At 28.0% G+C, this 14,040-nt stretch carries 12 protein-coding genes; 2 read left to right on the top strand and 10 right to left on the bottom strand.

The annotated features are described in order from the left end of the window. Positions 1 to 160 precede the first annotated feature (160 nt). A complete protein-coding gene (locus GIL12_RS08880) occupies positions 161 to 1,345 on the bottom strand; it encodes an MFS transporter (RefSeq protein WP_163470127.1) in 1,185 nt (394 codons plus the stop codon). A 140-nt stretch (positions 1,346 to 1,485) separates the two neighbouring features. Here GIL12_RS08880 and fabG point away from each other — a divergent pair, with 140 nt between their 5' ends. Then, on the top strand, positions 1,486 to 2,211 hold the full coding sequence (gene fabG, locus GIL12_RS08875; RefSeq protein ID WP_163470126.1) for a 3-oxoacyl-[acyl-carrier-protein] reductase: 726 nt from the start codon (positions 1,486 to 1,488) through the stop codon (positions 2,209 to 2,211). Between the two features lie 58 nt (positions 2,212 to 2,269). On the opposite strand, the gene GIL12_RS08870 is transcribed toward fabG, so the two are convergent. From GIL12_RS08870 to hflX, 8 genes are all read right to left on the bottom strand, one after another. Beyond that, positions 2,270 to 3,172, bottom strand: a complete 903-nt coding sequence (locus GIL12_RS08870; RefSeq protein ID WP_163470125.1) for a LysR family transcriptional regulator — start codon at positions 3,170 to 3,172, stop codon at positions 2,270 to 2,272. A 198-nt stretch (positions 3,173 to 3,370) separates the two neighbouring features. After that, entirely contained in the window at positions 3,371 to 3,994 is a 624-nt protein-coding gene (gene pyrE, locus GIL12_RS08865) for an orotate phosphoribosyltransferase (protein ID WP_163470124.1), read from the bottom strand. Position 3,995: 1 nt separating this feature from the next. After that, complete coding sequence (locus GIL12_RS08860) at positions 3,996 to 5,201, bottom strand: dihydroorotase family protein (protein ID WP_163470123.1); 1,206 nt, start codon at positions 5,199 to 5,201, stop codon at positions 3,996 to 3,998. Between the two features lie 13 nt (positions 5,202 to 5,214). Further along, positions 5,215 to 5,937, bottom strand: a complete 723-nt coding sequence (pyrF, locus tag GIL12_RS08855) for an orotidine-5'-phosphate decarboxylase (protein WP_163470122.1) — start codon at positions 5,935 to 5,937, stop codon at positions 5,215 to 5,217. Positions 5,938 to 5,962: 25 nt separating this feature from the next. Beyond that, entirely contained in the window at positions 5,963 to 6,883 is a 921-nt protein-coding gene (locus GIL12_RS08850; RefSeq protein ID WP_163470121.1) for a dihydroorotate dehydrogenase, read from the bottom strand. Between the two features lie 15 nt (positions 6,884 to 6,898). Next, a complete protein-coding gene (locus tag GIL12_RS08845) occupies positions 6,899 to 7,666 on the bottom strand; it encodes a dihydroorotate dehydrogenase electron transfer subunit (RefSeq protein ID WP_163470120.1) in 768 nt (255 codons plus the stop codon). Positions 7,667 to 7,683: 17 nt separating this feature from the next. Further along, positions 7,684 to 8,754, bottom strand: coding sequence for an aspartate carbamoyltransferase (gene pyrB, locus GIL12_RS08840; RefSeq protein WP_163470119.1), 1,071 nt, complete (start codon positions 8,752 to 8,754; stop codon positions 7,684 to 7,686). Between the two features lie 202 nt (positions 8,755 to 8,956). Continuing rightward, a complete protein-coding gene (gene hflX, locus GIL12_RS08835; RefSeq protein ID WP_163470118.1) occupies positions 8,957 to 10,750 on the bottom strand; it encodes a GTPase HflX in 1,794 nt (597 codons plus the stop codon). A gap of 173 nt (positions 10,751 to 10,923) precedes the next feature. Between hflX and GIL12_RS08830 the strand changes: the two genes are divergently transcribed. Then, positions 10,924 to 12,099, top strand: a complete 1,176-nt coding sequence (locus GIL12_RS08830) for a dicarboxylate/amino acid:cation symporter (protein WP_163470117.1) — start codon at positions 10,924 to 10,926, stop codon at positions 12,097 to 12,099. A 51-nt stretch (positions 12,100 to 12,150) separates the two neighbouring features. Here the strand turns inward: GIL12_RS08830 and GIL12_RS08825 are convergent, their stop codons facing one another. After that, positions 12,151 to 13,782 carry a Na/Pi cotransporter family protein gene (locus tag GIL12_RS08825; protein WP_163470116.1) on the bottom strand — a complete coding sequence of 544 codons (1,632 nt, stop codon included), beginning with the start codon at positions 13,780 to 13,782 and terminating at the stop codon, positions 12,151 to 12,153. Between the last annotated feature and the right edge of the window lie 258 nt (positions 13,783 to 14,040).

Here is a 14,040-nt window from a genome sequence, read left to right as displayed (position 1 = left end):
AATCACATCCTTTCTTTTGGTGTCGCAACTTAATTGTAACGGATTTTTTTATTTGTCTCAATTTTTTTTTGCAAAAAATAAAGGCATTAGTATTTTTACAAATACCAACACCAAATATTATAGACCCCTTTAAAGTTATTTAAAGGTGCTTTTTTATAAATTAAGGATTTAAACTAAATTGTTTCCTATTAACACTATATAAAATTCCAGCTATTAAAAATGAGAAACTAACTAAAATAAAAGGTAACATTGTAAAATAACTATATGCAAAGGCAGATATAAGTCCACCAAGAATCATTCCAATAGCTTTAGATGCATTAAAATATCCTGAAAGTAGCCCATAATTTTTATAGTAACCTTCAGTATATAAAGATTGTTGAATAGGAATATAAATAGCGTTACACATATAAAATAAAATACTTATTAGAAAAAATAAAGTAATATTTTCATTAAATATTATAAGTGAAAATCCAATTAAAGAATTGGCAATTAAAACAGTTGGTAAAGTTTTTCTTAAATTAAATTTTTTAATGAGATATGGATTAATTATCAAATTAACAAGAAGACTTAAAATTCCAATGATTCCCATAATTGTTCCATTATAAGAAGGAGGTAAATTTAATCCAGCTTTTATATGAAAATTAAAACTATTATTAAATCCAACTCTTGAGAATTCACTGAACATAACTCCTATAAAAAATATTATAATTGGAAAAGTTAAAATACTTTTTCCCTTTTTTAAATTAAAAATTTTAAGGCTTTCTAAAATATTTAATTTTTGTTTGTTTTTATTTTCTTCTTTCAAACTTTCAGGTAATAGTTTTTTGAAAAAAACAGCCTCTGTAAATAATAAAATTATTTGCAGTGCAAAGGCGTAATAAATATTCAAAGTTCCTATAAGACCACCAACAAAAAATCCAAAGGATCTTGCTATAGTTGCAATAGCAGCATAAGTGGATAAAACTTTTGCTTTATTATCTTTAAAAGTTATATCAGCAATATAGGCCAGTGCAATTACTTGAAACCCTCCTGAAAAAAGGCCACTTAAAAATCTGCAAAGAAGAATTATCTGTGGTATACTGAAAATAGAAAATCCCAATTGACCTACAGCATAACCAGTTATACATATTCTAATTATAGGAATTCTTCCAATTCGGTCACTAACATTTCCCCAAAAAGGGGATAATAATAAATTTCCAACAGCCATTGAAGAAAAAAGCAATCCAAACATATAATCAGGCATATTCATCAATCTAATATATGCAGGAGTTACAGGATGTATGAGATTATTAATAGTATTTATAAAAAAAAATACAGTGTAAAATTTTAAAATATTAGTTTGCATATGGGTTTCTCCTTATTAATAAAGTCTTTGAATAGTTTAAGCTAATAATGGAATCAAGTCAACTACTTTATATAGATATTGACAAAAAATATAAAAAAATATATAATTACATATGTAATTGAAAAAAACAGGAGGTAGTCATGAATAGAATAGAAGGTAAGATTGCTTTAGTAACAGGTGGAGCAATGGGAATAGGTAGAGCAATAGTTGAAAGATTTGCATCAGAAGGAGCTAAAGTTGTAATTGCCTGTGATATTAATCCATGTGAATACGAACAAGAAAACATAGTTGGAAAAATATTAAATGTAACAGATAGAGAGGGTATAAAAACTTTAGTTAAAGAAGTAGTTGAAGAATATGGAACTATTGATATTCTAGTTAATAATGCAGGAATAACTCAAGATGGACCTTTTGTAAGAATGAAAGAATCTCAATGGGATTCTGTAATAGATATTAATTTAAAGGGTGTTTTTAATGTGACTCAAGCAGTTGCACCAGTAATGACTAAACATAAAAAAGGATCAATAATTACATTATCATCAGTTGTGGGAATATATGGAAATATAGGACAAACAAATTATGCTGCAACTAAAGCAGGTGTAATTGGTATGACACAAACTTGGAAAAAAGAGTTAGCTAGAAAGGGAGCTCAAATTAGAGTTAACTGTGTTGCACCAGGATTTATCCAAAGTCCAATGACAGAAAAATTATCAGAAAAAGCTGTGGAAAATATTTTAAGTGGAGTTCCTTTGAAAAGAATGGGAACTAAAGAAGATGTTGCAAATACAGTTTTATTTTTAGCAAGTGATGAATCTTCATATATTTCAGGAGTAACAATTCCTATTTCTGGTGGATTATCATTCTAAATAATTAAATAAATAATGAAAAAAGCGAAAATAATTTATTTTCGCTTTTTTTTATTATTTAATGATTAATCATGGCATTTTCTGCTAATTTTATAAACTCAGCTACAATATAAGGTCTGTGAATAATTTTCTTTTTGTAAACAATATAAAAAGTTCTATTACTGTCAACATTTTTAATTTTATAATAGTTGGAGTTTCTATCTTTATTAATGGAACTAGGAACAAAACCAACTCCCATATTTTGAGCTACCAAAGAATTTATTGTATCAAAATCCTTAGATTCTAAAATGCAATTTGGAGTAAAATTTAAACTTTTACAAATATTATCAATAATTTTTCTAGATTTAAACTCTTTTATTAATAGAATAAAACTTTCATTTTTGAAATTAGTTAAATCAATTTCTTTAATACCTTGATTTTCACCAAAGTCTCGATTAAGATGATTATTCTTAGCAATGGCTAATAGTATATTTTCTTCGAAAAATTTTTTATAGGAAAGAGTAGATTTTTTTTCCTGAAAAGTAGAAATAACAATATCTAATTTATTTTCTAATAATAATTTTTCTAAGTTAGCTGAATAATCCTCAATTATTTTTATTTGCACATTTGGAAGCATTTTTTTATAAAATGGTATTAGTTTAGGAAGAAAGTATTTTCCATAGGATTGATGAATACCAAGTCGAATAATTTTTTTTTTGCAAGAGGCTAAGGTATTAAGTTCATTGTTAAATTTATTTGTAAGGGATAAAATTTCTTCACCCTTTTTTAAAAACATTTCTCCAGCAAATGTTAAAGATATATTTTTATTATTTCTTCTAAAAAGTTGAAGTCCAAGTTCTTTTTCAAGCTTTGTAATAGACTGACTTAAGGCAGATTGACTTATAAAAATTGCATCAGCAGCTTTGGAAAAACTTTCATATTTAGCAATTGCAATTACATATTCTATTTCTTTAAGTGTCATTTTTATTCTCCTTATAAGTTTTTCTTATAGGTATATTATATAATAATATTTTACAAAATACAATATTATTGATAAAATTAATCCATACAAGACGGAATTGAATTCCAGAGATTGACCGTCTAATTTCCTTAATCTTATACTTATAAATAAAAAAAGAAAATGAAGGTTGCCCCTTTCATTTTCTTTTTTTATTAGTAGTTATTTTCCCCAAGTATTTGGAGATTTATTCCATTTTAATGCTATTTCTTTTTCTTCCACATTAAGATATTTTTTTTCAGCAGCAAGTTCTATAAGAGTTGTGAAATTAGAAATGTTTTCAAGTTCTACATTTGCTTCTTTAAAGTTTTCAATAGCTTTTGGAAATTCATATGAAAATATAGCAACTACTTCAACTTCTTTTGCTCCAGCTTCTCTAGAAGCTTGCACAGCTTTAATTGAACTTCCACCAGTGGAAATTAAATCTTCAATAACTATTACTTTTTTCCCTTGAAAATCAGCTCCCTCAATTTGTTGTCCAGCTCCGTGATCTTTTTTAGCAGAACGAATATATGCCATTGGAACATTTAATCTTTCAGCAATAAATCCAGCCCAAGGAATTCCAGCAGTTGCAGTTCCTGCAATTATATCAAAACTTTTATTTTTCAAAATATCAATAAAACCATCTACAACAATATTTCTTTCTTCAGGATAACCAATCATTTTTCTGTTGTCACAATAAATTGGACTTTTTATTCCAGAGACAAAGGTAAATGGCTCCTTTACATTTAATTTAACAGCTCCCACAGACAATAAAGAATTAGCAACATCTTTTGCTCTACTCATATTAAATCACTTCCTTTCCTATTTTAAATTCATTAAATTTTCCATTATTAAATACAACGTTTCCTCTCACAATTGTAGTAATAATATTACCACCTTTATTAAAACCTTTATAAGGGGTCCAATTACATTTTGATATTATATTAGTACTATCTATTTTTTCATTAACATTTAAGTTAACAAGTACAATATCAGCGTCATAACCTATTTTTAAACTTCCTTTTCCTTTTAGGTTAAATATTTTACTAGGGTTTTCACTCATAAGTCTTTTTAAAGTTTCAATATCTAACTTTTTTTCTTTTACAGCTTGTAGCATTAATTCCAATGAATTTTCCACCCCAGGGATCCCATAAATTAAATTTTTCTTTTTTTCCTCCAATGTGTGAGGAGCATGGTCAGTTCCTATAGTATCTATAATTCCTTCATTTATAGCCTTCCAAAGAGCGTTATTATCAGCCTTTGTTTTTAACTGAGGTTTCATAACCAAAAGAGGATTATCTTTTAAATTATCCTTGTTTAAAAATAAATGATGAGGGGTAACTTCTCCATAAACTTTTAATTTTTTTGCTTTAGCATCTCTTAAATATTCTATTTCTTCCTCAGTTGAAAGATGGCATAGATAAAGGGATGTATTGGTTTTCTCAGATATTTCAATGGCTTTTTTTACCATTTTACCTTCTGCATGTACAGCTACTAATTTAGAATTTTCAAATATATTTTGTAACACTTTATCGTCTTCAACAAGCATATTTCCTGTGGAAACATTCATAAAAATTTTAGTTGCCACTGAAATATGAATAGTTTTTTTTACTTCGTTACTATTATCTAATTTACTGCCTCCAAAATAAAACCCATAATCTACAAAACTTCTATTTTTAGAATTTTCTTTTTTCTTTAGAAGTTCTTCTTTAGTTGTAACATTTGGAATAGTGTTTGGCATGTCTAAAAATGTAGTTATTCCACCCTTGGCACAGGCCATACTTCCAGTTATAAAGTCTTCCTTGTAAGTAAGTCCTGGATCTCTCATATGAGTGTGAGGATCAATTATTCCAGGAAGGGCATATTTTCCATTGGCATAAATAATCAAATTATCTTTATTAAATTCTGCAGAAATTTCATCTTGAATTTTAGTTATTTTCTCATTTTCAATTAAAATATCTTTTGGAACTGCTTTATTGTTTATAAAAATTAAAGCATTTTTAATTAACATTTTGTCACCTCTTTTAATTGATTTTTAAAATTAGTCCTTCTTCAATTTCCTTTATAATTAATTTTACTGCTTTTTTAGGATCTTCATTTTTAGTAATTGGTCTTCCTACCACTAGGAAATCACAACCGTTTATAATAGCGTTTTTTGGAGTCATAATTCTTTGCTGATCATTGGTAGCTGCCCAAAGAGGTCTTACTCCAGGACAGACAGTTTTAAAATCATCTCCTAAGTTTTCTTTTATTAAATTAGCTTCCCAAGGGGAACAAACAATTCCATTCATTCCAGATTCCTTAGATAAAGTAGCTAAATTCATAGCAAGCTCTTGTATGCTAGCTTTTGTTTTAAAGGTTTCTTTTATTTCTTCTTCAGAGAAACTAGTTAGAATAGTTACAGCAATAAGAAGGGAAGAGTTGTTTATTTTTCTAACTTCCTCAACAACTTTGGTCATCATTTTTTTACCACCAGTAGCATGAACATTAAACATAAAAACATCCTTTTTAGCAGCAAAAATAGCTGCCATAGAAGTGGTATTTGGAATATCATGAAATTTTAAATCTAAAAATATTTTTTTATTATTATCTTTTAAATACTTAATTATTTCTCCATTGGAATTTAAGAATAACTCCAGTCCAACTTTATAAAAAGTAGCTTCATTTTCTAATTTTTCTACCAGCTTAACAGCATCTTCCATTTTTGGGAAATCTAAAGCTATTATTAATCTATCTTTTCCATTCATAATTAGTCCTCCATATTTAGTGAAATTATTTTTTAAAGGCTATTCCTTTTATATCTTGTAAATTATTTAAATTGTTTTCAATACAATAACTATTTAATCCTTCTTTTATTTCAAGGGGCAAAAGTGGATTTGGGAAAATTCCTGTTCCAATTGAGACCATAGTTGCTCCAGCCATTATAAATTCCACAGCGTCTTCCCAAGAATTGATTCCACCCATTCCAACTATTGGAATACTAATGTTTTGTGCAACTTGATAAACCATTCTTACAGCAACTGGTCTAACAGCAGGTCCAGATAATCCTCCAAAAGTGTTTCCCAAGATTGGAGTCCCTTTTTTAATATCTATTTTCATCCCAAGCAATGTATTTATCATTGAAATAGCATCTGCTCCATTTTCTTCTACAATTTTAGCGATTTCAACTATATTTGTAACATTTGGAGAAAGTTTAACAATTAAAGGTTTATCTAAAACTTTTTTGACTTCTTTAGTAATTTTTCCTGCAACTTCAGGATTTGCTCCAAAAGCCATTCCACCATCTTTAACATTGGGACAAGATATGTTTAACTCTACCATATGAATTTCTTTTATTTTATTAACCCTTTTAGCAATTTCAACATATTGTTCAAGAGTACTTCCATTTATATTTACAATTATTTTTGTATTAATATTTTGTTTCATTAAATTTGGAATAATTTCATTTTCAAGAACATCAATTCCAGGATTTTCAAGACCAACACAGTTTAACATTCCACTGGGAGTTTCAGCTATTCTAGTTCCTAAATTTCCAGTTCTAGGTTCTAAAGTTAAACCTTTAAGTACAATCCCCCCTAATTCATTTGGATCAAAATAATCCTTATATTCTAATCCAAATCCAAAACAACCAGAAGAAGTTAAAATAGGATTATTAAACTCAATACCTAAAAAATTTACATTTAATTTGTTCAATTTAAACCCCCTTAATTATTCATTAATAATAATTTTGCTATTAAATACAGGACCATCTTTACATACTTTTTTCATGCCACTCTTTGTAAGAATAGAGCATCCTACACAAGCTCCAACTCCACAAGCCATCCTTTCTTCAAGGGAAACTTCACAGTCAATATTTTTACTATCAGCTATAGTCATAATATGTTTCATCATTATAGATGGTCCACAAGCGTATATTTTATCAATTTTTGTTTCTTTCAAAAGAGAAAGTAGAGGGACAGTTACATTTCCCTTTATTCCAAGAGAACCATCATCTGTTGTAATAATTGTTTTTACAGTTTCAAGATTAAAATTTTCTAGAATTCTCATACTTTCTTTATTTCTACCTCCAGAAATAAAAGTAACATTATTTTTTTTAGAAATGATATCAATTAAGAATTTCATAGGAGCCATGCCCATTCCTCCACCAATAACAACAATGTTTTCTTTTTCCACTTGAATGTCAAATCCATTTCCAAGAGGGCCTTGTAAATTAATGATTTCCCCTGATTTTATATTTTTAAATTCTTTAGTTCCCTCTCCCTTAACTTCATAATAGAATTCAATAATATTTTCATCTTTTGATATGTAGTGAAGACTAATGGGCCTTCTTAATAAAGTAGATTTATTCTTGCATTGAAGCATATAAAATTGGCCAGGTTTAGCTAAAGCTATGGATTTTTCACTTTTTAATTTTAATAGGTAATAAGAATCTGAAATTTTAATGTTTTCTAAAACCATACAATCTTCTAAGAACATGTATTTCCCTCCATATATTAATTAATTTTTTTTCCACAATAGTAACAGAATTGTTCATTATTTTTAATAACTACTTTGTTATCTGTTTTTTCAAAATTTGTAATACAATTTTTATTTGGACAAAGACTAACATCATTATTTATTACAGTATCATCATTTATTTTCTTTGAAGAATGGATGTTAATTTTACCTAAAGCAATTCCAATCATAGCTTCTCTTATTTGAACTCCATTTTTAGCTTGTTCAAAATATACAGCGTGTTTTGTGTCATCTAAATCAATATTAATTTCATTTACCCTAGGCAAAGGATGAAGAATTATCATGCTTTCTTTACAATTTCCTAGAATAATATTTTTTGAAATTTCAAATGAATTTTTTACCCTTTCATATAAATCTGGATTTTCAAATCTTTCCCTTTGAATTCTTGTCATATATAGAACGTCTACTTCTTTTAGTATTGCTTTATAATCAGAAAGTAGTTCATAGGGTATATTTTTTGAATCTAATATTTTTCGAATTTCACTTGGTATTTGAATTTCATCAGGAGCTATAAAATAAAATTTTTGTCCTGAGAATTTTGAAAGTGCCTCTGTTAAAGAATGGACTGTTCGTCCATATTTTAAATCTCCAACAAATGCAGTGGTAAGGTTATCGATATTTTTAAGTTTATCTTTAATAGTATATAAATCTAGAAGAGTTTGACTAGGATGCTCATTAGAACCATCTCCAGCGTTAATAATTGGTACAGTTGAAATATCCTTAGCAAATTTAGCAGCCCCATCTCTAAGGTGTCTCATGATGATCACATCTGAATAGCCTTCTATAACTTTTATTGTGTCCCTTAGACTTTCTCCTTTTTTCAAAGAAGTTGCATCAGGGCTATCAAATCCAAGAACCTTTCCTCCTATTTTAAAACTAGCAGAAGTGAAAGAAAGCCTTGTTCTAGTTGATGGTTCAAAGAAAAGTGTTGCAACTATCTTATTTTCAATAAGGTTTTGTTGTGGGAAATTTTTTAGACTATTTGCTTTATTTAATATTTCTAGAATTTCATTTTTAGTAAAATTCTTAATAGAGATAATACTGCTCATAAATATCCTCCTAAAAAAAAAGAATAAAAATTACAAAATTAGTAATTTTTATTCTTTAGTAATATTAATAATATTAAAATAATTAAAAAAGGTAGAAATGAAATTCAAAAAAAATATTTTAAAATCTTCAAATAAATATCTATTCATTTTTACCTCCATTTTTTTTACATTTTTACGATTCTATCATATTTTCTGTTCAAAATCAAGATAAAACAATAAATTTTTCACATTTATTATATACTTTTTCATCAACAAGGGCTATTATTTTAATTCCATCAGCCAAAAATTCTTCCTTTAAAATAGAAGAATTACTATGTAAATATGAAGATACAGAAGTACTGCTATAAGGAATTAAATATTCAACTTCTTTAGTTTTATCTGGAAGCAAACTATTAGCATGGTCCAATAAAGTGTTAATATTAATATTATCCTTAGCACTGATTTCAATAACTGTGTATTTTTTAAGATTTTCTTTTATTTCTGAAAGTCTTTCCTCTGTGATTAAATCAGTTTTATTTAAAGCTAATATAGTTGGTTTATCATTAGCTTCAAGTTCTTTTAAAACATTTTCAACAACTGAAATTTCTTGATATAAATTTCCACTTGAAACATCTACAACATGTATTAAAACATCTGAGAAAATAACTTCTTCAAGAGTTGATTTAAAAGCCTCTATTAAATCGTGAGGTAATTTTCTAATGAAACCAACAGTATCAATAAAAGCAACTTCTCTATTTGAATTTAGTCTTATGACCCTTATAGTTGTATCTAAAGTAGCAAATAACATGTTTTTAGCAAGAACATTTTCTGTTTTAGCTGTATTTTCATCACAATATTCTTTTACAATTAAATTTCTAAGAGTAGATTTTCCAACATTAGTATAACCAACAAGGGAAATTTTGCCTATTCCAGAGTTTTCTCTCTTTTCCCTTTGAGTTGTTCTAGTATTTTTAATTTTTACAAGTTCTTTTTTTAGAGCAGATATTTTATCTTTAATATTTCTTCTATCTAGTTCTAACTTTGTTTCTCCAGCTCCTCTGTTTCCAAGTCCTCCTCCAATTCTAGACAAAGAAGTTCCAAGACCAATTAATCTGGCACTTGCATATTTTAATTTAGCTAATTTAATTTGTATTTTAGCTTCTTTGGATTTAGCTCTTCTTGCAAAAATTTCTAAAATTAAATATGTTCTATCTATAACTTTACAATTTGTGACCTCTTCTAAATTTTTGATTTGAATACCTGAAAGTTCCTCATCAAAAATAATTAGGTTAGCTGATCTTATTTGTTTTAATTTAGATAATTCAGAAACTTTACCTTGCCCTATATAAAATCTTTTGTCAATTGTTTTTCCCTTCTGTAATAATATGTCAACAGTTTGGATTTCACAGGCATTTCCCAATTCTTTTAGCTCCAAAAGACTTTCCATGCTTTCTCTACCAACTAAGATAGCATATTCTTTATCATCTTCATCATTTACTCTATCTTTCATTTCTTTTTCAATTTCTTGTATTTTGGCTAAATAATTAAATTCCTCAACAACAGTGATATCCTTAGCTGTAAACTCTTCATAGGAAAGAACATTATCTTTCATTTTACAAAAAGCAAAGTTGATTCCAGTGATATTTCCAGCTTTGTCTATTCCAATAGCAATAATTGAGTCCAATCGAAGTTCAATAAGAGCAGATAGGTCAACATCAGAAAGTTTAGACACACCATTTGGATGTGTATGGATTAGTCTATAACCACTAAGTTTTTTTTCTTTAATAGAGAGATTAGGTATAGAAGCACTACTATTATCTCCAATATTAGTGTCTATAATTTTACCATTTCTGTTAACAGTAATGCTAATTTCTTTGTTAATTTTTGAACTTATTTCTGAAATTTTAAAAATAAGCTCCTTTTTAAGAAAGAATTCTTTTTCAATTTTTTCTTTCAATATTTCTTCTAATTCATTTAAAATATAGTCTTTTATTCCAGCAATATTTCCTTTTATCATATGACCTCCAAAAAAATGGTTAAAATAACTTGCATTTTATTATAATATGGTGTATATATTAGTGTATAGATATGTGCATTAAAAGTATTTTTTTTGTACACTTTATCTGATAATAACGTTTAACTATTAACAATCAACTGTTAATTAATATTAATTTATAGGGGGGAGATTTCATGAAAAAAATTGGTTTATTACCTAAATTAATAATCGGTATAATAATCGGTATAATTATAGGTAAGATGAGAGTATTATTTATTGTTAAATTACTAGCTACATTTAATGGTATTTTTGGAAACTTTTTAGGTTTTGTAATTCCATTAATCATAATAGGATTTGTTGCTCCAGGTATTGGAGAGTTAGGATCCAATGCTGGTAAATTATTAGGTGTTGCAACTATCTTAGCATATTGTTCTACAATAATAGCAGGATCCTTTGCGTTTTTTGTAGATAGTGCAATTTTTCCTTCTTTTTTGAAAGTTGGTTCTTTGCATTTAGATGCCTCTAATCCAGAGCATGCCCTAGTAAGTGGATTCTTTAAAGTTGATATGCCACCATTGATGGGAGTAATGACAGCTTTACTAATGGCTTTCGTAATTGGTATTGGAATCACTGCCACAAAGGGTGACGTAATAAAGAATGTTATGAATGAATTTCAAACAATAGTTGAAGGAATTATTAAAGTTATAATTATTCCATTCTTACCTCTTCATATTTGTGGAATTTTTGCTAATATGACTTATGCTGGTCAAGTTGAAACAATAATGAGTGTATTTGCAAGAGTATTTGGTATAGTAATTTTATTACACTGGTGTATTATTTTATTGCAATATATTGTAGCAGGAACATTGAGTGGGAAAAATCCTGTTTCTTTAATAAAGAAAATGATACCTGCATATTTTACTGCAATAGGAACTCAATCATCAGCAGCAACTATTCCAGTAACATTACAATCAACTAAAAATAATGGAGTAAATGATGGAGTTGCAGAATTTGCAGTACCACTATTTGCCACTATTCATTTATCTGGATCAACAATAACATTAACAAGTTGTTCTTTAGCTGTAATGATGTTAAATGGAATGAATTATTCATTTACAATGTTCTTTGGATTTATCCTAATGTTAGGAGTAACAATGGTAGCTGCTCCTGGAGTTCCAGGTGGAGCTGTAATGGCAGCATTGGGACTATTGGATACAATGCTAGGATTCCCACCAGAATTATTATCTCTAATGATAGCTCTTTATTTAGCTCAAGATAGTTTTGGTACTGCTTGTAATGTAACAGGTGATGGAGCATTGGCAATAATATTAAACAAATTTGCAGGCCATACATTAAAGGAAAATAATTAAGCGTATTAAGTTGATAGTTAATTTTAAAGAGCGACGTAAGCCGCTCTTTTTTTATTGTAGTCTTGAAAAAACTTCAATTATATTAAATAAATGATCTCTTATTCTTCTATAGTAGTTTAATATATCCATATATCCAGTGCTTAGCATAACTGGAACACCAGCTTGTGATGCGTTTTTTAAATGATATGCTCTAGCTCTTTTAAAGTCAGAAGTTATTTTGTCTGCCTTTATAATTGCTTTTAGGAATCTCTCTCTGTCTTTTTCTTCAAAGGAAATATTCACTTCCCTAAATAATAATTCAGTACTTTCATTTAATTTAAATAAAATATTTCTTTCAACTTCTGTAAGTTCAATATCGTTATCTTGTATTTTTTTTAATGCTTTAGCAATTCTAAGACAATAATCACTAATAGTTTCATATTCATCACAAATTTCTAAATTTTTTCTAGTTTCTTCAATTAAATTATTACTTAAATCTTTATTCAATATCATGAAATTAACATCAGTAATTTCTTTTTGATATAAATCCAAGCTATCTTCCACATGTTGTAATCTTTCTATCTTCTTCTCAGACATTTCTTTTTGTTTAGCATAGATTTCTTCTAAAGTGAATAACATTTCTTTAATATATTGACCCATTGTCAATATTTCTATTTTTGTTTGCCCAACAACAACTCCTGGAGTAGCAACCATAAGAGCATCTAATTTGGTGACTTTATTATCCATTTTACCATTATCTTTTACTAAAATCTTGAGTAACCTAGATAAAGGTCCAATAAAAGGAGTGAAGAAAAGAACATTTAAAATATTAAACATAGTATGAGCAGTTGCTATACCAATAGTTATATTGTCTTTTGAATCAACGACTAAGTTTAAAACTTTTAAATAGTATGGAAATATTGAAATAACCCAACATACTCCAAAAATATTAATTATACTATGAGCATATGCAGCTCGTTTAGCATTGGTACTAGCATTTAAAGTTGCTAGAAAAGCAGTTATTGTGGTACCTACATTTCCACCTAAAACAAGAGCCACAGCTGTTGGATAATCAATTAATCCTTGTAGTGCAAGTGTGATTGTAATACCTAAAGTAGCAGAAGAAGATTGTACAAGAGCGGTAATACATGCTCCCACAAGGGCAGCTTTAAAAGCTCCAAAATAAGAATCAGCTACAAATAGTTTAAATAAATTTAAAAATTCAGGCATTGATCTAATTGGCTCTAAACCAGTACTCATTAGTTCTAATCCTAAAAATATAAGTCCAAATCCCATTAAAGTAAGGGCTTTTGTTTTTGAACGATCCTTTTTTACAAAAACAAAGATAATAGCTGCAATCCCAGCTATAGGTAACCCAAATTTACCAAGATGTAGAACCAATAACCATCCAGTTACTGTAGTACCAATATTAGCTCCTAGAATAACTCCTAAACCTTGTTCTAATGTTAGTAAAGACGCATTAACAAAACCAATTGTCATAACTGTACTAACAGAAGAAGACTGGACAAGCATGGTTACAAAAAATCCCATAAAAATAGCAATAAATCTGTTAGTGGTCAGAGCTGCAAGTATTTTTTTTAATTTCTTACCAGCTAGTTTTTGCATTCCACCAGACATATTGTCCATACCGTAAAGGAAAATCCCTAATCCCCCTACGACTTTAAAGATAATGTCTAAATACATTTTGCCTCCTAAATATTCAATTTTTACCCATTATAATATAGTAAGATACTATATCCTTAAGTATAAAGATACCATATTGTAAAAAAAAAGTAAATAATTAAAATTTGTTCAATAAAAAAAAAGAGCGTAGGAATGTAGTGCACCCAAAATCTTAGACAAATAAGATGGAGGGTGCATTTCTTATGTCCAAATTAACAAATAAACAAAAAATAGAAATTTATGAAAGAAGGTTGAAAGGAGAAACAGTAAAATCTTTAG

It is taken from the genome of Fusobacterium sp. IOR10, from assembly GCF_010367435.1.
GTDB lineage: Bacteria > Fusobacteriota > Fusobacteriia > Fusobacteriales > Fusobacteriaceae > Fusobacterium_B.
The sequence above is the reverse complement of the archived record's forward strand: the minus strand, read 5'-3'. Positions and strand labels throughout refer to the sequence as shown.

Bases quoted from the DNA above. Each gene is read 5' to 3' on its own strand.
- GIL12_RS08880 (WP_163470127.1), bottom strand. From the start codon at position 1,345: ATGCAAACTAATATTTTAAAATTTTACACTGTATTTTTTTTTATAAAT.
- fabG (WP_163470126.1), top strand. From the start codon at position 1,486: ATGAATAGAATAGAAGGTAAGATTGCTTTAGTAACAGGTGGAGCAATG.
- GIL12_RS08870 (WP_163470125.1), bottom strand. From the start codon at position 3,172: ATGACACTTAAAGAAATAGAATATGTAATTGCAATTGCTAAATATGAA.
- pyrE (WP_163470124.1), bottom strand. From the start codon at position 3,994: ATGAGTAGAGCAAAAGATGTTGCTAATTCTTTATTGTCTGTGGGAGCT.
- GIL12_RS08860 (WP_163470123.1), bottom strand. From the start codon at position 5,201: ATGTTAATTAAAAATGCTTTAATTTTTATAAACAATAAAGCAGTTCCA.
- pyrF (WP_163470122.1), bottom strand. From the start codon at position 5,937: ATGAATGGAAAAGATAGATTAATAATAGCTTTAGATTTCCCAAAAATG.
- GIL12_RS08845 (WP_163470120.1), bottom strand. From the start codon at position 7,666: ATGTTCTTAGAAGATTGTATGGTTTTAGAAAACATTAAAATTTCAGAT.
- pyrB (WP_163470119.1), bottom strand. From the start codon at position 8,754: ATGAGCAGTATTATCTCTATTAAGAATTTTACTAAAAATGAAATTCTA.
- hflX (WP_163470118.1), bottom strand. From the start codon at position 10,750: ATGATAAAAGGAAATATTGCTGGAATAAAAGACTATATTTTAAATGAA.
- GIL12_RS08830 (WP_163470117.1), top strand. From the start codon at position 10,924: ATGAAAAAAATTGGTTTATTACCTAAATTAATAATCGGTATAATAATC.
- GIL12_RS08825 (WP_163470116.1), bottom strand. From the start codon at position 13,782: ATGTATTTAGACATTATCTTTAAAGTCGTAGGGGGATTAGGGATTTTC.